Source organism: Telmatospirillum siberiense (assembly GCF_002845745.1).
In the GTDB taxonomy this organism is placed as follows: domain Bacteria; phylum Pseudomonadota; class Alphaproteobacteria; order Rhodospirillales; family Magnetospirillaceae; genus Telmatospirillum; species Telmatospirillum siberiense.
The window spans coordinates 87220-106206 of sequence record NZ_PIUM01000023.1 but is presented as its reverse complement, the minus strand read 5'-3'; the positions used below and the strand labels follow the sequence as shown (position 1 = coordinate 106206).

Annotated in this window: 18 protein-coding genes; 8 read left to right on the top strand and 10 right to left on the bottom strand. The window is 61.0% G+C overall.

Annotation, left to right across the window (positions count from 1 at the left end):
- Positions 1-172: 172 nt before the first annotated feature.
- Positions 173-301: a hypothetical protein gene (locus tag CWS72_RS28650; protein ID WP_274540610.1), complete on the bottom strand. Its 129-nt coding sequence runs from the start codon at positions 299-301 to the stop codon at positions 173-175.
- Here CWS72_RS28650 and rpmG point away from each other — a divergent pair.
- A complete protein-coding gene (rpmG, locus tag CWS72_RS18320) occupies positions 300-467 on the top strand; it encodes a 50S ribosomal protein L33 (RefSeq protein ID WP_101252076.1) in 168 nt (55 codons plus the stop codon). The two genes, CWS72_RS28650 and rpmG, sit on opposite strands and share 2 nt — an antisense overlap.
- 57 nt (positions 468-524) lie before the next feature.
- On the opposite strand, the gene CWS72_RS18315 is transcribed toward rpmG, so the two are convergent.
- The 4 genes from CWS72_RS18315 to purU form a co-directional block, all read right to left on the bottom strand.
- Positions 525-890, bottom strand: a complete 366-nt coding sequence (locus CWS72_RS18315; RefSeq protein ID WP_101252075.1) for a response regulator — start codon at positions 888-890, stop codon at positions 525-527.
- Between the two features lie 71 nt (positions 891-961).
- A complete protein-coding gene (locus CWS72_RS18310; RefSeq protein WP_241911801.1) occupies positions 962-1357 on the bottom strand; it encodes a DUF423 domain-containing protein in 396 nt (131 codons plus the stop codon).
- Positions 1358-1525: 168 nt separating this feature from the next.
- A complete protein-coding gene (locus CWS72_RS18305) occupies positions 1526-2227 on the bottom strand; it encodes a Crp/Fnr family transcriptional regulator (RefSeq protein ID WP_101252074.1) in 702 nt (233 codons plus the stop codon).
- Positions 2228-2289: 62 nt separating this feature from the next.
- Positions 2290-3150 (bottom strand): formyltetrahydrofolate deformylase, encoded by an 861-nt coding sequence (purU, locus tag CWS72_RS18300; RefSeq protein ID WP_101252073.1) that lies wholly within the window; start codon positions 3148-3150, stop codon positions 2290-2292.
- 259 nt (positions 3151-3409) lie between these two features.
- Here purU and CWS72_RS18295 point away from each other — a divergent pair, with 259 nt between their 5' ends.
- The gene (locus CWS72_RS18295) at positions 3410-3754 is read left to right on the top strand and encodes a hypothetical protein (RefSeq protein ID WP_241911800.1); all 345 of its coding nucleotides are present in this window, start codon (positions 3410-3412) and stop codon (positions 3752-3754) included.
- A 113-nt stretch (positions 3755-3867) separates the two neighbouring features.
- Here CWS72_RS18295 and CWS72_RS18290 read toward each other — a convergent pair whose 3' ends face one another.
- Together CWS72_RS18290 and CWS72_RS18285 are read right to left on the bottom strand one after the other, a co-directional pair.
- Complete coding sequence (locus tag CWS72_RS18290) at positions 3868-4566, bottom strand: Crp/Fnr family transcriptional regulator (protein WP_241911799.1); 699 nt, start codon at positions 4564-4566, stop codon at positions 3868-3870.
- A complete protein-coding gene (locus tag CWS72_RS18285; RefSeq protein WP_158240711.1) occupies positions 4563-5273 on the bottom strand; it encodes a Crp/Fnr family transcriptional regulator in 711 nt (236 codons plus the stop codon). Before CWS72_RS18285 ends, CWS72_RS18290 begins: the two co-directional genes overlap by 4 nt.
- An 86-nt stretch (positions 5274-5359) precedes the next feature.
- Here CWS72_RS18285 and CWS72_RS18280 point away from each other — a divergent pair, with 86 nt between their 5' ends.
- Positions 5360-5845, top strand: a complete 486-nt coding sequence (locus tag CWS72_RS18280) for a YajQ family cyclic di-GMP-binding protein (RefSeq protein ID WP_101252071.1) — start codon at positions 5360-5362, stop codon at positions 5843-5845.
- 14 nt (positions 5846-5859) lie between these two features.
- Here the strand turns inward: CWS72_RS18280 and CWS72_RS18275 are convergent, their stop codons facing one another.
- A complete protein-coding gene (locus CWS72_RS18275) occupies positions 5860-6879 on the bottom strand; it encodes a diguanylate cyclase (protein WP_101252070.1) in 1020 nt (339 codons plus the stop codon).
- 365 nt (positions 6880-7244) lie between these two features.
- On the opposite strand from CWS72_RS18275, the gene CWS72_RS18270 reads away from it, so the two are divergent.
- From CWS72_RS18270 to ptsG, 5 genes are all read left to right on the top strand, one after another.
- Entirely contained in the window at positions 7245-8345 is a 1101-nt protein-coding gene (locus tag CWS72_RS18270; protein WP_101252069.1) for a carbohydrate kinase family protein, read from the top strand.
- Between the two features lie 68 nt (positions 8346-8413).
- Positions 8414-9742: a carbohydrate porin gene (locus tag CWS72_RS18265; protein WP_101252068.1), complete on the top strand. Its 1329-nt coding sequence runs from the start codon at positions 8414-8416 to the stop codon at positions 9740-9742.
- A gap of 433 nt (positions 9743-10175) precedes the next feature.
- On the top strand, positions 10176-11408 hold the full coding sequence (locus tag CWS72_RS18260; protein WP_158240710.1) for an ROK family transcriptional regulator: 1233 nt from the start codon (positions 10176-10178) through the stop codon (positions 11406-11408).
- A 300-nt stretch (positions 11409-11708) separates the two neighbouring features.
- Positions 11709-14297 (top strand): phosphoenolpyruvate--protein phosphotransferase, encoded by a 2589-nt coding sequence (gene ptsP, locus CWS72_RS18255; RefSeq protein ID WP_101252066.1) that lies wholly within the window; start codon positions 11709-11711, stop codon positions 14295-14297.
- 170 nt (positions 14298-14467) lie between these two features.
- Positions 14468-16264, top strand: coding sequence for a PTS glucose transporter subunit IIBC (gene ptsG / locus CWS72_RS18250; RefSeq protein ID WP_101252065.1), 1797 nt, complete (start codon positions 14468-14470; stop codon positions 16262-16264).
- Positions 16265-16321: 57 nt separating this feature from the next.
- On the opposite strand, the gene CWS72_RS18245 is transcribed toward ptsG, so the two are convergent.
- On the bottom strand, positions 16322-16993 hold the full coding sequence (locus CWS72_RS18245) for an HAD family hydrolase (RefSeq protein ID WP_101252064.1): 672 nt from the start codon (positions 16991-16993) through the stop codon (positions 16322-16324).
- Between the two features lie 469 nt (positions 16994-17462).
- On the bottom strand, positions 17463-18884 hold the full coding sequence (locus CWS72_RS18240; protein WP_101252063.1) for a hypothetical protein: 1422 nt from the start codon (positions 18882-18884) through the stop codon (positions 17463-17465).
- Positions 18885-18987: the final 103 nt, after the last annotated feature.

Here is an 18987-nt window from a genome sequence, read left to right as displayed (position 1 = left end):
CCAGAGGTTCGCCGTCAAATACCCGAGGTGGGAGCCGTATGCGGGAAAGCCGCACGTACGGATCTGTGCGGGGGGCGCTCAGCAATGAGCGTCCCTACCGCGATCCCCGAATCTTCAGCGGAGGCAGCCAAGGCGGACGGGTGTCCGCCGCCCGGCGCGTGAGGGAGAGAATTTAAGCCAGGATAATCGGGTTCACCCGATTATCCTGCGGTTCCGACAATCTTTTCTTGACACCGCTGCCCCAGGCTGTATTTTCCGCCGCCTGACGTTCGTCACCACGCATTTCGGGATTTTTGATCATGGCTAAGCCCGCCACCATTCTTATCAAGCTGCTCAGCTCCGCTGGCACTGGCTTTTTCTACGTGGCGAAAAAGAACCCGCGTAAGACGACTGAAAAGCTTGAATTCCGCAAATACGATCCCGTCGTGCGTAAGCACGTCGCTTTCAAAGAAGCGAAGATCAAGTAATTTTCGCTCGGATATCGTTTTCGGAACGCCCGCTTTAAAAAGCGGGCGTTTTGTTTTTCAGGCAACGAAACCGGCAACGGTTTTCAGAAAGCTGCTGACCGAGATCGGCTTGGCGATGTAGCCGTCGCACCCCCCCTGCCGGATCCGCTCTTCGTCGCCTTTCATCGCGGAAGCCGTGACGGCCACCACGGGGATGGCGTGCAACGCCGGATCGCCCTTGAGAAGACGCGTGGCCTCCAGGGCCGAAAACCGGCGCAGCTGGATGTCCATCAAGATGAGATCGGGGTGCGTCTCGCGGGCCATCTCGACGGCCGACTTGCCGTCCTTGCCGACCACGGTCAGATAGCCGTTGGTTTGAAGCAAATCATTGAAGAGCTTCAAGTTCAGATCATTGTCTTCAACGATCAATATCGTCTTCGACATATTTCCCCTGCCCCTCGATCACCCCGGTATTCAGCATACTCGGGACACCAGGAAGGGCGAAATAAAAAATTTCATCCCCGGGTTGAACGGCATCCGGCAAACGCCGACAAAGCAAGAAAAATCCATCCGAGGATGAAGGATGTGCCTCCGAAAGGCGCCACCTTGCCGACCGGCCAGCCGGTCAGGGCCAGAAGATACAGGGTGCCGCAAAAGAGGATCGACCCGATGACGAAAAACACCCCGGCAAGCGCGGTCAGCCGGCCACCCGGGCTTTGCCGGCCCGCCAGGGCCAGCAGGGCGAGCGCATGATACATCTGATAGCGGCTGGCCTTCTCGACCCATTCGGCGGCCTGGGGGGCGTCGGGAAAGCCATGGGCGGCATAAGCGCCGAAACCGACCGCCAATGCGCCGCTGACGCCCCCCAGCAATAGCCAGAGTCGGCAAAGCCCTTCGTTTTTGAGCATCATGACTTCGGGAAACTCACCTCAAAGACAAAAAAAAGGGGCCGAGAAGAACTCGGCCCAAGTTGCTCTTGAGGGAAAAAGATACTGGACAACAGCCAAAGCAATTGCCGGTATCAGAGGTCATCATAGCGCCTGCGCAATCGGCCACAGTGATCGGCATCACACTTTCCCTCAATTTCCTCGCACATCTTCCACGAGCATCGCCAGCCGCGACATATCGCGGACCAAAAGCGAATTCTTTTTTCGTTCAAGGATCCCACTGCGCGCCAGATCGTTAAGCACCCTGGCCACGGTTTCACGGGTCGTGCTGACGCGGCTGGCGATGTCGGCATGCAACGGAATCGGCGTGATGGTGGCGGCACGGCCGTCGTTCGGCGACGACCACGCTTGGCGCAGCAGTTCGGCATGCACGCGGTTATTGGCGCCCAGGGTGCTCAAATCCATGATGCGCTCGGTCGCCTGGCGAACCATTCGGGCCAGCCGCTTCATGATTTCGAGACCAAGAACGGGTTTCTTCGCCAAAAGCTCCAGGAACACCTCGAAAGGCATGGCGGCGCTAACCGCCGCCCCTCCTTGCGCCATGACGAAGGCTGAACGGGGACCGCCGTCCAGAGCCGCCAGTTCGCCGAAGAAACCGCCGGCCTGGATGTCGTCCAAGGCGACCTCCCGCCCCGAAAGCGAATAATTGACCACCCGCACCGTCCCTTCGATGACGAAGAAGACGTCGCGGCTGTCGCTTTGACCGTCGATGATATGTTCACCTGCGGCGAACCGGCGAAACCGGCATTGCCGGACCAACTGGTCGCGCTCCTCCTGACTTAGCGGTGCCAGCAGAGGGGTACCATCGAAATTGGCGTTTGCATCGTGAACCATTGTCGCCCACACGTTTCAGGCAGATATCCTACCGGCAAACAGCTCGCTTGACGAGAGGAAGACTATTTGAAAACCACCGTCTTGGCGCCGTTCATCAAGACCCGATGCTCGATGTGGTAACGCACGGCCCGCGACAATACGAGGTTTTCGATGTCACGCCCCATGGCCACCAGATCGTCCGGCGTATGGGTGTGATCGACCCGCTCGACCGCCTGGTCGATGATCGGCCCTTCGTCCAGATCGGTGGTAACGTAATGAGCCGTCGCCCCGATCAGCTTGACGCCGCGGGAATGGGCCTGATGGTAGGGCTTGGCACCCTTGAAGCTGGGAAGGAAGGAATGGTGGATATTGATGCAGTGCCCCGACAGCCGGGCGCAAAGCTCGGGTGACAGGATCTGCATATAGCGCGCCAGAACCACCAGATCGGGCTCCAGGTCGTCCAGGAGGGCGATCAGGGCCCGTTCCTGCCGCGTTTTATCCGTCTTGTCCACCGGCAGATAATGAAAAGGGATCTTGTTCCACTCGACCTGGCTTTGCATGTCCGGGTGGTTTGAAATAATGGCCGGAATCTCGACCGGAAGCGATCCGGTGTGATAGCGGTGCAGAAGATCGTTCAGGCAATGGCCGAACTTGGAGACCAGGACCACGACACGGGGCTTGTCCGCGGCGTCGTACATATGCCAGATCATCTGAAACCGTTGGGCGATCATTGAAAACCGCTTTTCCAACTCCCCCTTCGGTGGGCACAACGCCCCCGGAATGAAGACGCAGCGCATGAAAAAGCGCTTGGAAAAGGGGTCGCCATATTGTGCCGCCTCGGTGATGAAGGCGTCGTGTTCGCTTAAAAAACCAGATACCGCGGCGACGATGCCGACCGTATCCGGGCAGGTGATGGTAAGGGTAATCGTTTGTTTGCCGTCCATTCCTCGAACCTCCGCAAGGCCCTTCTGGTAGCCGATGACGGAAGCCGCGCCAAGGGATTAGTTTGTGAAAGGCATTTTCCGCGATCCCTCGCGAAGAGCTTCTTGCTTTTTTTTTCCGGATTGACGATGGTCAGGCCGCCCTTGGTTGGTGGGACGCCGCATTCGACGACAAGGCGGCGGGAACCAACGTTTCGATAAGGGGTAGACCGACAAATGGCCCCCTGCGGCTGTCCCCTCTATGGTTTTTTACCAGGAGCCCATGATGAAGACCGTCTATTTCAAATCCGGCGATGCCGAATGGAAATACGAACTGGAAGACCAAGAATACGACCAGATCATTCAAGGCATCCTTGAGGACGGCACGGATTTCGACGAGATGCTCGACGAATCGCTTGAGATTCTGCGCGATATCTCGTCGATGGACGACGACGAACTCGACGAGGACGATCAGATCGACCAGACCATTTCGGTCGCCTTCATCTGGCACTACTTCAATACGCTGCCGGAAGATCAGGGCCGTATCGAGGGCGATGTCGTGGTCATCGAGGACGAGGACGGCACTGGCGTCTCGGTGCTGTCGGCGGACGAAGCCCTCGAACAGTAAGGGCCCGTTGATATCGACAGGCCCTTGAGCCCGCCGTAGCGGAGCCTAGGCGTCGCCTGGAATCTTGGGATTTGGAGCGATAATTTCGCGACAAGCCTGAGGTGGCGCCCAAGTCAATCCGTTCCGCAGAAGCGCCGCAACGCGTCCATGTCGGCGATGGTGAAACAGCGTCCCCGCGTGGCCACGCCGACCGGCTTCAAGCGGTTGACCGCCCGCGAGAAGCTTTCCGGCGTAATGCCGATCCGGCTGGCCAATTCGCTTTTGGTCAGCGGCAGCGTCACCTGCACATTCACCGCGCCGGCCTCTTGCCCGCCGGCCAGCGCCAACAGATAGGAGCCCAGACGCTGCACCGGACTGCGTCCCTTGAGATCGGCGATCTCGCTCATCAGCCGGCGCTGCCAGCGGGCCAGCGAGGCCAGCAGTTTGGCGATCAGCCCCGGCCGCTCGGACAGCCGTTTCAGAAAGGAGGAGGCTGGAATTTCCAGGAGCCTGGTGCCCGCCGCCGCATCGCCGTTCAAGGGAAAGCGGCCGTTGGCAAAGATCGCCCCTTCGGCAAAACTGTGCCCGGCGTCGATCACCTCTATGATCGACTGGTCGCCGTTTTCCGTCAGGGCGAACAGATTGACCCGTCCCGCCAGCACGACGAAAAACCGGTCGGCCGCGTCTCCCCGCGAAAACAGCAGTCCGCCCTCCGGCAACGCCGCCGACGACGCCCCTTCAAGCAGCCAGAAGACCGTTTCCATCTCGATTTCGGAAAAGAGCGGGGCGGACGCGACCAGCGCGCGGTCGGCATCGTCGAGGACGAGGCTCACTCCTCGGCCTCCTCGATACAGAAGGCGCGAAGCGCGCCGATATCGGCGATCGCCACCAGATTTTCCGACCGGCTTTCGACGCCAAGGGGCGCCAGACGGGCCAGGGCCCGCGACAGGCTTTCGGCGGTCATGCCCAAAGCCTCGGCCGCCAGGCGCTTGTCATAGGGAAAGCGCACGGTGACGGCCCCCTCCTCCTTACGGGTCAACCCCAAGAGAAAACCGGCCAGCCGCTGGGCCGTCGACTTCAACTTCAATTCGCTGATCTGCCCGACCAGTCCGCGCAGACGGACCGACATCGACCCCAGCATCCGCTGGGCCAGATCGAATCGCCGGTCGAGAACGGCGAGAAATGGGGCACGGGGCACCGACACCAGCCTGGCATAACCGACGACGCGGGCCGAATGGGGATGGCGGCCATCGATGAACAAGGCCGCCTCGCCAAGGACGGCGGGACGTTTGGCGACATCGAGCACGGCGTTCCGTCCAGTCTCTTCGACGAACAATTCGACATGCCCGTCGAGCAGGATGAAGAACCCTTGAGCCGCGTCGCCCTGGGTAAACAGGACATCCCCGTCCGGATGGCTTTCGACCGAGGCGCCCGATAACAACAGCGTCGCCTCGTCTCCGGATAGGCCGGCGAACAGCGGCGTCAGGGACAATTCAGCCAGAACCTCCCGGCCCAACGGCTTGATCTGTGATGCGTTCATGACCGCCCGAGTAAAGCACATAGCCAAAGTGTCGGCCATCGGCTAAACCTGCCGAAGACCTATTCACGCACCACAGGAGTTATCCAATGCCATCCTTCGATATCGTCTCCAAGACCGATATGGCCGAGGTGGACAACGCATTGGCCGGAATCGGCCGCGAGATCGCCCAGAGGTTCGACTTCAAGGGGTCGAAATGCTCGGTCGAGCGGAAGGACGAGACGATCACCGTGCTGGCCGACGACGACATGAAGCTGAAGCAGATGCACGAACTGCTGAAGGTCCATTTCACCCGGCGCAACGTCGATACCAAGGCGCTGGATTTCAAGCCGGAGGAAAAGGCCGCGGGCAATTCGATCCGCCAGATCGTCATCGTCAAGCAGGGAATCGACAAGGAAATCGCCAAGACCCTGGTCAAGGAGATCAAGGACAGCAAGATCAAGGTCCAGGTCTCGATCCAGGGCGACGAACTCCGCGTCTCCGGCAAAAAGCGCGACGAACTGCAGGATGTGATCGCCCTGGTCAAGAAGATCCCGGTCGACCTTCCTCTGCAATATGTGAATTTCCGGGACTGATCCCGCGCAAGCGATCAGTCTGTCGCCAATTGCAGGCAATTACGCCCCGACTGCTTGGCGCGGTAAAGTGCCGAGTCGGCTTGACGCACGAGATCTTCCGGGATGTGTTGCCTCAAAGGTATCCGGCTGGCCACGCCAAGGCTGACGGTAACAATCCCCGGAGGTGTTTCCGCGTGTGGCAGCGCTAACGACCAGACCTCGCGCTGAATGTGCCGGGCGGTTTCCAACGCGTCATGGCCGCCCGCATTCGGCAAAAGCACAACAAATTCTTCGCCGCCGTAACGTGCCGCCAGTTCCCCACCGCGCCGCTGCGATTGCGCCAGCGTCTGAGCGAGAGTCCTCAAGCAGCCGTCACCGGCCAAATGGCCGTAAAGGTCATTAAAATGCTTGAAATAGTCGACATCAAGCATGACCAGCGACAAAGCAGTTCCGGCGCGTTGGGCACGATTCCATTCTTGTGCGAGCATGCGATCGAAATTGCGGCGATTAGCGATGCCGGTCAGCGCGTCAGTGTTGCTCAGGACCTCCAGTCTGGTATTCGCCTCTTCCAATTCCCGGGTGCGTTCCTCGACCAGGGATTCAAGCTCGCGATTGCGCTCGTGCAACTCCCTGATCGGAAAGACCTCGTCATCGCGGACTAAATGATAGGGGACGGAGATCCCACTATGCACGATCTTCCAATCCTTGCCCTCGAGGCGGTAAATAAGCACCAGCCGCGCCGTTTCCCGCGATAGAATATGATCTATAAAAGGCAGATGAATATGGAAAAATGCCGTGACGACAACCACGTCTTCGCTGATATCCTGCATTGATATATCTCGTATTTCAATGCGGATAGGGTTGGTGACTTGCGCGAAGTCCTGCCGGGTGATTTTCACCCATTCGGCCCGATCCTTGACGAGAAAATCGCCACCGCCGGTATAGCCGCTGAAGTCTTCGCTGAAGCACCCGGTCAGGCGGTCGTCACGCGAAGCATACATCTGTATGTATTCGTCGAACAGTGAACGGATCAGGTGTTGGCGCTCGCGTCGCATCGGACATGTTCCTGGAGCCGCATGATGACGGCTCATAATATTGTATTTAATTTTATGGATATTATACCGATTTTCGCGTTCCGCGCGACGCGCCTATGGCACAAGCCCATGCTGCGCCGTCCATGGTCTTGTCCACTCCCTCTCCCGGAAAAGCATAAATCCGCCCATCCGATACGCGGAAGACGATTAAAAACTCTTGACCTTTGCTCCCTCCCCATAATTAAATAACTCTTGTTTATTTATTGAATGAGATCGGCCCATCAGAAGGCCGTCGGGAAGGAACTGGCCATGTCGTCCGTCTGCCGCTTACCGGCCGCCGTTTCTATTCTGCATCCCCTTTCCGCCCCCGCCGCCGGCGTGCCGTCATGAAAATGCTGACCCTCGGCGGGGCGATGATCGACACCGTCGCGATCATCGGCAGCGATCGCATCGAACGCATGTCGATGTACAACGCCGACAGCTCCTTCCTTCTGCTCGAAGAAGGTCACAAGACCGAAGCGCAGGATATTTCCACCCACTGTGGCGGCGGCGCCATCAATGCGGCGGTGGCCATGGCCCGCCTGGGACTCGATGTGGCGGCGCTGGTGAAGGTCGGCTGCGACGCGCGGGCGGAAATCCTGCTGGAACGGTTGAGGTCGGAAGGCGTGTCGACGCGATGGGTCCGCCAAGACGGCCGCGCGCCGACCGGCGCATCGGTCCTGGTCTCGTCCCATGACCGCAACGCCGCCATTTTCACCTTCCGGGGCGTGAACACCCTGCTTGAACCCGGAGACCTCGACGATAATGCCTTCGCTGTGGATGCCGTCTATGTGACGACCCTCAGCAACAAATCGGCGGAGTGTTTTCCCACTATCGTGCGGAAGGCGAAAGCGCATGGCGCCCTGGTGGCGACCAATCCCGGCCTGCGCCAGCTCTCGGCCCATGGCGCGGCTTTCCAGGACTCGCTGAAATTCATCGATATCATCGCGCTGAACCGGACCGAGGCGGGCGCCCTGGTTCCGGCGCTGGTCTCGCGGGTCGATTCCAAAATTCCGGCGCCGGCTTTGGTGGACGACGACGGCCGCCCCCTGGCGGCGGCCAAAAGCCTGACCGGCGGCGGTTACGACATGGACATCCCGGAATTCTTTCGGATCCTTGGCGGTCTTGGCCCGGACTATGTTGTGCTCACCGACGGAAGCCGAGGAGCCTTTGTCGGCCTCCCCGATCGCATTCTCTTCTGTCCCGCCGCCGAATGTCTTGTCGTCGGCACCGCCGGAGCGGGCGATTCCTTTTCCGCGACCTTTACCGCCTATGTGGCTCTCGGGTATTCCGCCGAGGATGCGCTCCGCGCCGCCACCATCAACGCGGCCTCGGTCGTCGGCCATGTCGATACGCAAAGCGGCTTGCTGCCATTCAAGGAGATCGAGGCGGCGTTGGCGGATGAAACGCGCTCGCCGCGCGTCCATGCCTGGCCGCTGAAAAGATAAGTCCGGGTCGCGTTCCCGGCTGACCGGACGCAAAAAGCGGCCGGATCTCAACAAAAGGGGAGATACGGATGACGTTCAAAGGAAAATACGGCCTGCTCGCCATGGCGGCGCTTCTTTACGCCGCTCCCGCCCACGCCGACGACGAGACGAAACCACCGCTCGACGACGGATCGGCGGGACTGACCGGCGATTGGGGAGGCTGGCGGCATAAACTTGCCGAGGACGGTCTGATCTTCAAGCTCGGGTGGGTTTCGGAAGTTGCCAACAACCCGCAAGGCGGCACACGGTCTGGAACACGCTATACCGATCAATGGGCCTTCGGCACCACCTTCGACCTCGACCGGCTGCTTTCCATCCCCAACGCCAAGTTCCAGCTCTCCATCTCGGAACGCAACGGCCGCGAGCTCGACGCCGACGAGGATATCGGCACGCGCGGCGGCACCTTGCAGCAGGTACAGGAGGTCTGGGGACGCAATCAGACCTTCCGGCTCACCGAACTCTGGTACGACCAAACCTATTTCAATGATGTCTTGGACGTGAGACTGGGACGGATGGGCGTCGGCAGCGATTTCGCGGCCTTCAGTTGCGATTTCATGAACCTGACCTTCTGCGGCTCGCAGCCGGGCAATATCGTCGGCGGCTACTGGTACAATTGGCCGGTCAGCCAATGGGGCTCGCGGGTCAAGGTCAACTTCGAGCAGTCCGGCTATGTGCAGGTCGGCGCTTACGAGATGAACTCCAATTACGCCACACGCCGCTACGCCTTTACCCTTGAGGAGCCGCCGAACACCACAGGAGCCCTCATCCCGCTGGAATTCGGGTGGTTGCCCAAGGTCGGAACGGCAAGACTGCCCGGCAGTTACAAGCTGGGCTTCTGGTACAACACGTCGGAAGGCACCGATGTCGTCAACGACGTCAATGGCCAATCCGCCGCCCTGACCGGCAAGGCCGCCCAGTCGCGCCAGGGACACTTCGGCACCTATGTGAACTTCAGACAGTTCCTCATCAATCCGACGACCATCGATCCCACGACCTTATCGCTGTTTTTCAACGCCTCCTTCGCCGACCGGATGACGGCGACCGTCGACCGCCAGATTGCTTTCGGCGCGGTTTACGGCGGGTTCATTCCGTTCCGCCCGAATGACGACATCATGATCGGCCTCGGACAGACCCACGTGAACGATCGGGTGACCAGAAACCAGCAATTGATCGATGCGACCGATCCCGGTTCCGTCCTCATCCAGACGTCCGAATATGCCGTCGAATTCGACTACACGGCCCGTCTGACGTCATGGCTGACCGCGCGGCCGAACGTGCAATACATCAACCAGCCCGGTGGCGTCGCCAAGGCGCACAACGCCATCATCGTGGGGCTGAAAACCCAGGTCGACTTCTGATACCGACCCGGAGAGCCAGCTTATCCAAGCTGGCTCTCCGGGTGACCGAACGCGGGCGGAGATCCATATCACGGCGAGAACTTCTTATGGTTGTACAAATTATTAAATTAACTACTATTGATGATAGGTCATCAAGGGTAATGACACCTGCGAAATGCTGGGAATCTACGAACAACTGATGAAAGTCCCAAAAAGTCAGCAGAATAAAAAACGACATCCTTTTGATCTAAAAATTTTAATGATCATCGCGTTGGCTTCCGGCATTTCACCTCTCAAACCGGTCTAACGACTTTTTCACTCCCGAGTTTCGACTTGTCACCCTTTCTTGCAGATCGTACGGTTTCTGCCATCATCGCGTTTCACCATCGGGCGAACCGCGTGACCAAGGGGGAAAGCCGGAAACGGCTAATACAAGAAAGAAATGGAACGCGACTTGACATCTGCGGATTGGAGCAAGGCCCCGTTCGAAGAGGCGCGCGATCTGGGCACCAATCAGAGCGGCATGCGCCAGTTCAACGAACGCGTGGTCCTCCAGATCATCCGGCGCGCGGGCAGCATGCCGAAAGCCGACATCGCGCGGATCAGCAACCTCAGCGCGCAGACCGTCTCCGTCATCATCAATCAATTGCTCGATGACGAATTGCTGATCAAGCAGGAGAAGATCAAGGGAAAAATCGGACAGCCTTCGGTTCCCATCGCCCTTAATCAGCATGGCGCCTATTCCATCGGCATCAGCATCGACCGCCACCAATTGGAAATGGTTCTCATCGGATTTACCGGTGAAATCATGAACCGAACGGCCCAGACCTATCCCTATCCCGATCCGCAATTCATCTTTCCGCTGATCCAGCATTCGATCGATTTCATCAGCCGGTCGATCCCCGCGGAACGGCGCGACCGCCTGACCGGAATCGGAATCGCCGCCCCCTCCTTCATCGTCGGAAAGTGGGAAGAGCAACTGGACGCGCCGCCCGACATCATGGCGCAATGGAAGAACGTCGACATCCGGGCCCAGGTCTCGAAACCATCCGGGCCGCCCGTTTTTCTCGCCAAGGATTCCACCGCCGCCTGCCTCGGCGAATTGATGTTCGGATCCGGCCTCGACTTTCCCAACTTTCTTTATATTTTCGTGGGCCCCTTCATCGGCGGCGGCGGCGTCCTCAACGGCGCGCTCTATCCCGGGGTCTTCGGCAATGCCGGCGCCATCGGGTCCATTCCGCTCCCCGTCTTCGACGACAAGGGGCGCCTTGCCGGGTTCAAACAACTCGTCGATCTGGCCTCCCTGACCCTGCTTGAGGAAAAGCTGGCCCCTCTGGGACTGGATATCGACCAGGCTCTCGCCGACGACAGCGGCAAGGCCCAGGGACTGATCGACGATTGGTGCGACGTGGCGGCGCCGTCCATCGCGCAGGCCGTCGCCTCCGCCTGCGCCGTCATCGATTTCGACGGCATCATCATCGATGGGGCGATGCCACGCTGGCTTCTCGACGCCCTGGTCGAAAAGATCGCCGCGGCCATGGACGGCTTGAGTCTCGACGGCGTCGTCCGTCCCTGGATCCGCAACGGCACCATCGGAGCCAAGGCGCCGATCCTGGGCAGCGCCCTGCTGCCGCTTTATTCGAACTTCGTCCCCAACGGCATTCCCCTGCTCACCCTGCCGGAATGATCACCACTTAAACAATCATCGTGACGCTTCCCCACACTCATCGATTGTTTAATAAATAAATTTGCGTTATTAATTAATCCACAGAGCCGGAATGGCCGGATGGGAGGAAAGTCGAATCGCGGGGAAGCCACGGGTTTTCCCGCTGATTTCAAGGACGAGCGCAAACTTGTCCGGATAAGGTCCTTCCGCGTCCCTGCCCGCTCCAGAACGAATGGCGTGCTATGATCTAGCGCCCCCTCGCCGATCATTTTGATGCAGGGGAAGCGTTGCGAGGCCAAACGGATGAGACAGGTTGCTCGAATGACTCCCATCAATGAAACCAAAAATTCCGCCCGCCCTCAAACCCAACCGGCGGCAACGGGTGAAAGCATAGCACTCCACGCGCCGCTGGCCGGCTGGCTGACGGCGCTCTCCGATGTTCCCGATCCCGTCTTTTCCGGGTATGTCCTGGGCCATGGGATCGCCATCGACCCATTCGAATCGGTGCTGAAGGCGCCCTGCGACGGCGTGGTGACCGTCGCCCACCGCGCACGCCATGCCGTCACCCTGCGGCTGGCCAACGGCGCCGAGGTTTTGCTGCATGTCGGTCTCGATACCGTCGCGCTGGCCGGCGAAGGCTTCACCCTGCACGTCGCCGAGGGACAGGCGGTGAAGACCGGCGATCCCTTGATTTCCTTCGACATGGACATCCTGGCCCACAAGGCGAGAAGCCTCCTGGTGCCGATCATCGTCCTGGGCGAAGACTACACGCTTTCCGCCATGGCGCCCGGGCGTCAGGTGGCGGCGGGCGAGGTGCTGTTCACCGTCAGTCCGGCCGGCACCGCCCCGGCCGAGGCGGCTCCGCAGGCTGCGGGACCGGTCCTGACGCGGGAATTCCGGATCGACGATCCCGATGGCATCCACGCGCGGCCGGCGGGATTGATCGCCGATGCCGTGAAAGGCTTCAAGGCCCGCATAATCTTCCATGCCCACGATAAGGAGGCCGACGCGCGCAGCCCGGTCAAACTGATGCTGCTGGGCCTCGGCGGCGGTGATGCCGTCCGGGTGACGGCCGCAGGCGGTGACGCGGAAGCGGCCCTGGCCGCCATCGGCGCGGTGATCGCCGGTTTTGCCGACGGCAAAGCCCCTTCTCCGGTTCCCGCCGCAGGGACGTCGATCGCCGAAACGCCCCTCCGCCCGGCCTTCGCCTCCCATGAACGGATCGATATCACGGGGGTCCAGGCCGTCTCCGGCCTCGCCACCGGCAAGGCCGTCCGTTTCGCCCAGGAAGAAATTTCCGTCCCTGAAGCCGGCGCCGGCGTCGACGTGGAATTGGAGCGCCTGCGACTGGCCCTTGAAGCCAGCCGTCAGGACCTCGATGGCGAAATCGAGGCGGCGCGGCCCCACAATCGCCAGCAAATGGAAATCCTGAAGGCGCATTTGTCCTTCCTCGACGACGTCGATCTCCTCGGCGCCGCCCAAACATTGATCGACCAGGGAAAAAGCGCGGGCTTCGCCTGGAAGAGCGCCGCCGGACAACAAGCGGCGGCCCTGAAACGCCTGGGCAGCGCCCGGCTCGCCGAACGCGCCGTCGATCTTCTGGACGTCGAACGGCGCGTTCTGATGGCCCTGGCCGGCAAATCGCGCGCCGGCACCGATCTTCCGGCCGGAACCATCCTGCTGGCCGGCGACCTGTTGCCCTCGCAACTGACCGGCATGGACACCAGCCGCCTCGCCGGCCTCTGTCTGGCCGAAGGCGGCCCCACCTCCCATGTGGCGATCCTCGCCGCCTCGCTCGGCATACCGACGCTGGTGGCCATGGGTCCGGACCTCGCGCGGGTGCCCGACGGCACGCCGCTGATTCTCGACGCCGATCATCAGCGACTGCAGGTCAATCCGCTGCCAGAGCTGTTGTCCGCGACGGCGGCGAAAATCGAAAAGCGTCAGGCGCGCCTGGCCCTCGCGAAGAGCCGCGCGGCGGAGGACTGTCACACCGCCTGCGGCCGGCGCATCGAGGTGGTGGCCAATCTGGCCTCGCCGGCCGACGCCCTGCTGGCCGTCGCCAACGGCGCCGAGGGTTGCGGGCTGCTGCGCAGCGAGTTTCTGTTCCTGAACCGCGACACGGCGCCTTCGGAAGAGGAACAACTCGCCCAATATCAGACCGTCGCCGATTCGCTGGAAGGACGCCCGCTGATCATCCGCACGCTGGATGCCGGCGCCGACAAGGTCCTGCCCTATCTGGGCCTGCCCCGCGAAACCAATCCGGCACTGGGCCTGCGCGGCGTGCGGACGGGCATTTGGAAGCCGGAAACGCTGCGCACCCAATTGCGCGCCATTCTCCGCGTTCAGCCCTATGGGCAATGCCGGATCATGGTGCCGATGGTCGCCACCATCGACGAACTGCGGACCGTGCGGACCATGCTGGACGAGGAACGCCGGACGCTCGGCCAAGACAAGCCGATCTCCCTGGGCGTCATGGTGGAAGTGCCCTCGGCGGCGGTGATGGCCGACGTCTTCGCCAAGGAATGCGACTTTTTTTCCATCGGCACCAATGACCTGACCCAATACACGCTGGCCATGGACCGGATGAATCCTCATCTCGCCAAGCGGGTCGACGCCTTCGATCCCGCCGTCCTTCGGCTGATCGCCCAGGCGGCGGCGGCGGCCACCGCCAATGGGCGCTGGACCGGGGTCTGCGGAGGTCTAGCCTCCATTCCCCTGGCGGCCCCGGTCCTCATCGGCCTTGGCGTGACGGAACTTTCCACGACGGCCGCCACCGTTCCCGAAGTCAAGGAAATGGTCCGTTCGCTTTCCCTGGAACGATGCCAGGCCGTCGCCCGGGAAGCCCTTTCGCAAGAGTCGGCGGAGGCCGTGCACCGTCTCCTATCGTCCTATTGGCCCGAGGTGTGATCCTTAGGGCTTGTCGCGAAATAATCGCTCCAAACCCCAAGATTCCATATGACGCCTGCGCTCCGCTACGGCGGGCGAGAAGCGCCGCTCGGACTTGAGGGCCTGTTGATTCGATAATTTATGAACAGGCCCTTGAAAACATAAATGCGAATAAGAAGGAGAGGAAAAGAATGATCGCGTTCAAGACCACCTTCGGATGGCTGCAAAAGATCGGCAAATCCTTGATGTTGCCCGTGGCCGTCCTTCCCGTGGCGGGGTTGTTGCTGGGTATCGGCAGCTCCCACTTCGGCTTCATTCCTCCGGTCGTATCCAACGTCATGGCGCAGGGAGGCGGCGCCATCTTCGGCAATCTCGCCCTGATCTTCGCCGTCGGCGTCGCGCTGGGGCTGACCGAGAATGACGGCGTCGCCGCCATCGCCGCCGTCGTCGGCTTCGTCGTGATGGTCGCCACCATGGGCGTCATGGCCGTCGCCCTGGGCATCGACCCCGTCCTCGTGATGGGCATGAAATCCATGGAGACCGGTGTCTTCGGCGGCATCATCATCGGCGCCGTCGCCGCCATCCTCTTCAATCGCTATTACCGGATCGAACTGCCGGCCTATCTGGGATTTTTCGCCGGAAAACGCTTCGTACCGATCGCCACCGGCATCGCGGCCATCGCCGTCGGCGTCATCCTGTCGCTGATCTGGCCGCCGGTACAGAATGGCATCAACGTCTTCTCGCACTGGGCCGCCGACAACGATCCGCGCATGGCCGCCACCGTCTACGGCTTCATCGAGCGCCTGCTGATCCCCTTCGGCCTGCACCATATCTGGAACGTGCCCTTCTTCTTCCAGATCGGTTCCTACACCGACGCCTCCGGCGCCATCGTGCATGGCGATATCAATCGCTTCTTCGCCGGAGACCGCAGCGCGGGCATCCTGGCCGGCGCCTTTCTCTTCAAAATGTGGGGCCTGCCGGCCGCCGCCATCGCCATCTGGCATACGGCGCGGCCGGAAAACCGGGTCAAGGTGGGCGGGCTGATGATCTCGGCGGCGCTGACCTCCTTCATCACCGGCATCACCGAGCCGATCGAATTCTCCTTCCTGTTCGTCGCCCCGGTCCTCTATCTGTTCCACGCCATCCTGGCGGCCACCACCCAGTTCGTTTCCAACAGTCTCGACATCCACATGGGCTTCACCTTCTCGCAGGGCGGCATCGATTTCCTGCTGTTCAACGTGTTCGGCCCGACCGCCCACAACTGGTGGATGACGCTGGTGCTGGGACCGATCTACGCGGTCGTCTATTACGCCGTGTTCCGCCTGTCCATCATCCGCTTCAATCTGAAGACGCCCGGCCGTGAAGAGGACGGTGTCACCATCCCGGCGGTCGATATGGGCGATGACCATATCGCCATCGCCCGTCAGTTGGTGGCATCCTTCGGCGGACGCAGCAACATCGCCAGCCTCGACGCCTGCATCACCCGCCTCAGGGTCGGCGTCAACGACATGGGAAAGGTTCACCAGGATCGTTTCAAGGCGATGGGCGCCTCTGGCGTCATGGTGGTCGGCAAGGGTGTCCAGGTGGTGTTCGGAACCCGCTCGGAAAATCTGAAGACCGACATCGATGAATTCCTGAAGACCCATCCCGGCGAGTTCGACGACCTTGAAGGCGTCGGTGCCGGGACCGCTCCGGCCGCCGCTCCGGCCGTTCCGCCGAAGCGCGACGTTCCCGCCGCCTCCGACAAGGACTTCGAGCGCCTGGTCGATGCGTTGCGGGCCGCCCTCGGCGGGGCCGCCAACATCCGGCGGATCGGCGCCGTGGCCGGAACGCGCCTGGAGGTCGAAATCAGCGATCCGTCGAAACTGGACCAGCCCGCGCTGCGTAGCGCCGGAGCCCAGGGCATCGTCGATCTGGGCGGCGGCCGCTATCACATCATGGTGGGCAAAGCGGCGTCCGCCTACGCCACGGCGCTGACCGCCGCCTGACGAGAGGAAACCAACCGGATAGGGGAATGGCTTCGCCATTCCCCCCTCGGAGAAACCTCAGGAAGCCATCGACAACCGTTCGGCAAGAAAGGCCGTCAGCCGTTGATCCTCGTAAGTCTTGACCGCCAGCAGGGCGCCCGCCGCCAGCAGATTTTCCTCCGGCTGGGTGGTGGTCAGCCCGACCGTGGCGATGCCGGCCCCGACCGCGGCCCGGATGCCGAGCGGCGTATCCTCGAAGGCGACAGCCCTCTCGCCCGGCACCCCCAACCGTTCCAGGGCCACCCGATAGGGCATGGGATCGGGCTTGCCGCGCGGCACCGACCCGCCGCAAATCTCCACGGCGAATTTTCCGGCCAATCCCAGCGATTGGACCACGGCCCGCACATTGGCCGGCGGCGCGTTGCTGACCACGCCCACGCTCATGCCCCGGTCCAATGCCCATTCGACCAGCGGCACCACGCCGGGGATGGCCAGGGACGCCCCTTCCAGCAAACGGCGGAACAGGGCCTCCTTCTCGTCGGCGATCCGCTCATGCTCGGCGGCCGAAAGGTCGGGGAACAACGACAGGCAGATCTGCGCGTTGGTATGGCCGGACATATGCCTGGCGAAAAAATCGGCGTCGAAGCTGACCCCATGTTCGGCGGCCACGGCGCGAAAGGCTTGGATATGCAGGGCATCGCTATCGACCAGCGTGCCGTCGAGATCGAACAGAAGAGCGTTTAGGGACATGAGGTTCAACCAGAAAGAAGTTTCACGAACAAAATAAACATATACAACAAAATAAAATGATAAAACAAGAATTTAAAATTCAATTTAAGATTGAATCATTAACTAATAAAATATTTTTGAAAAAATATATATTACATTAATACCTAAACTTATTCGTGGCTGACACACCATCCGCCGACGACCTCATTTATCCAGACCGTTATGGAAGGTCAGGCTGTTCGATGATTGTGTCAGCAGGATGTCCACCAGAAATTCCACTGATGGCCGACATCAATTCCGGTCGGAATCGGTTTGCGCCAAGCTCAAACTTCCCTTTCGCCACATAAAACGCCCTCTGAGGAGAATCACCTCAGCAGAGCCAAGGAGTGAGAAACCGCTCACCCCTTGACCACTGTGTGACGCGTAATGACGGGAGGCACGGATTACGTCGGAAGAACCGCCTTAAGTGGCGGACTCCACCGACGAAAAATCACCCTCTGAGATCTCCAACGACAGAGATATTGAAAAAGCTTGCGGTCGCCCCCTGGCACAGACCGACGACCGTAAAATAATGGTAGACACCCTCGGCGGCGTCCACCGCGACAACGGGAGGAACCGCGAATGGTATCGTCGGAGAGGACGACCCTGACGCAAATACGCCGGTGTTGACCCCCTGATAGGCAACGGAGGTGCTGTCCAAAGCCAGTGCCACAGAACAAGATTGACCAGATGTATTCTCCACACTCGCGTAGACATAATAACCAACCATGGGCGGTTCGTCAGACCAATTGAGGGCATAGACGCGCGCGGCCGAACTCAACTCCGTCAAAGCCGACCCAGCCTCGCCCTCCTGGCCATAGACCGTGACAAGACGCAAACGACGACGGTTGAACCACGACAAGACCCCCACTGCGTTCGGCGATTGAACGAATACCGGTCCAGTCTGTGGGCATGCCATGCCAACCAGCGTCCGCGAGGCATCACCCGCCTTGATCTCCACGCCTGTGCTGCTGTCGGTGCCGTGGCTGGTGGTGCTGGCTTCAAGGGCCATTTCGCCACCGCTGGTCATATAAGCGTAGATGTAATAGACCGTGCCAGCGGTCAGGCCGATTGGGCTCAAGGATACGCCGGCCGCCGGAACGGTGCGCATCACTCCACCAACAATCAATCGCTTGCCATTGTAGGGCGACAGCAAGAGATTGCTTCCCGACAGGACAAGACGGCATTGACCGTGTTGCAGGGCCACCTTTGCGACGTCCTCGGTAGTCGCCACATCCGCCGGCAAATCCGCCAGCGTCAGCGACCGGAACGAGGGCGCGGCATCGCTGCCCGAAGCGGGTCCGGCAAAGACGGTATTGGCCGCCGCCGTCGCCGTGCCGGTGCCGCCCAGCGCCACCGCCACCGGGGTTTCCAGGCCGATGGTCACCGTCCCCGAGCTGCCGCCGCCGGTCAATCCCGTACCGGCTTCCACGGCGATGATGCGCCCCAGCGCCGACAGGTCCCGTTCGTCGGTGATCATGTCGTTGGTGATAACGGTCGCGCCGGCCGACAAGCGGACCCGCGCCACTGGGGCGAAGCCGCTCGGGATGGCCGGCACGGCGGGGCTGGCGGCCTCGGTCCCGGTGACGACCGAGACAGTGCCGGTCAACTGGTTGATGACGATGCGGTCGATCCGGGGATTGGCCGCCGGCGCGGTGAGCGACGCGTTCTGCGCGGCGACCTCGGTCAGCGTGGCGCCGTCGAAGACATGCCCGGCGTCCAGCGCCACCGTCATGTCGGGCGTGGCCCGGGCATGCGGGGCGAAGGCGGCGCCGAGGCGCGAGAGGACGGAAACGGAGGCATCGATCGCCGACGGATAGGCGTCACAAATCATGCTGGCGGAATCGGGCTGGTTAAAAGTTTTGACACTCATGGCAGTAACCTTTCTTCATGTTTTGCAGACAATGGTTCTGTTCACGGCGGTGCCCGGCGAGCCGGAACCAGGGTTCCGAATCGCTTGTCCGCAGTGAAACTTC

Coding starts and splice junctions, on each gene's coding strand:
- ptsG (WP_101252065.1), top strand. CDS start 14,468: ATGATCGCGTTCAAGACCACCTTCGGATGGCTGCAAAAGATCGGCAAA.
- CWS72_RS18275 (WP_101252070.1), bottom strand. CDS start 6,879: ATGCGACGCGAGCGCCAACACCTGATCCGTTCACTGTTCGACGAATAC.
- CWS72_RS18310 (WP_241911801.1), bottom strand. CDS start 1,357: ATGATGCTCAAAAACGAAGGGCTTTGCCGACTCTGGCTATTGCTGGGG.
- CWS72_RS18245 (WP_101252064.1), bottom strand. CDS start 16,993: ATGTCCCTAAACGCTCTTCTGTTCGATCTCGACGGCACGCTGGTCGAT.
- CWS72_RS18270 (WP_101252069.1), top strand. CDS start 7,245: ATGAAAATGCTGACCCTCGGCGGGGCGATGATCGACACCGTCGCGATC.
- CWS72_RS18280 (WP_101252071.1), top strand. CDS start 5,360: ATGCCATCCTTCGATATCGTCTCCAAGACCGATATGGCCGAGGTGGAC.
- CWS72_RS18315 (WP_101252075.1), bottom strand. CDS start 890: ATGTCGAAGACGATATTGATCGTTGAAGACAATGATCTGAACTTGAAG.
- rpmG (WP_101252076.1), top strand. CDS start 300: ATGGCTAAGCCCGCCACCATTCTTATCAAGCTGCTCAGCTCCGCTGGC.
- purU (WP_101252073.1), bottom strand. CDS start 3,150: ATGGACGGCAAACAAACGATTACCCTTACCATCACCTGCCCGGATACG.
- CWS72_RS18285 (WP_158240711.1), bottom strand. CDS start 5,273: ATGAACGCATCACAGATCAAGCCGTTGGGCCGGGAGGTTCTGGCTGAA.
- CWS72_RS18240 (WP_101252063.1), bottom strand. CDS start 18,884: ATGAGTGTCAAAACTTTTAACCAGCCCGATTCCGCCAGCATGATTTGT.
- CWS72_RS18265 (WP_101252068.1), top strand. CDS start 8,414: ATGACGTTCAAAGGAAAATACGGCCTGCTCGCCATGGCGGCGCTTCTT.
- ptsP (WP_101252066.1), top strand. CDS start 11,709: ATGACTCCCATCAATGAAACCAAAAATTCCGCCCGCCCTCAAACCCAA.
- CWS72_RS18295 (WP_241911800.1), top strand. CDS start 3,410: ATGATGAAGACCGTCTATTTCAAATCCGGCGATGCCGAATGGAAATAC.
- CWS72_RS28650 (WP_274540610.1), bottom strand. CDS start 301: ATGATCAAAAATCCCGAAATGCGTGGTGACGAACGTCAGGCGGCGGAA.
- CWS72_RS18305 (WP_101252074.1), bottom strand. CDS start 2,227: ATGGTTCACGATGCAAACGCCAATTTCGATGGTACCCCTCTGCTGGCA.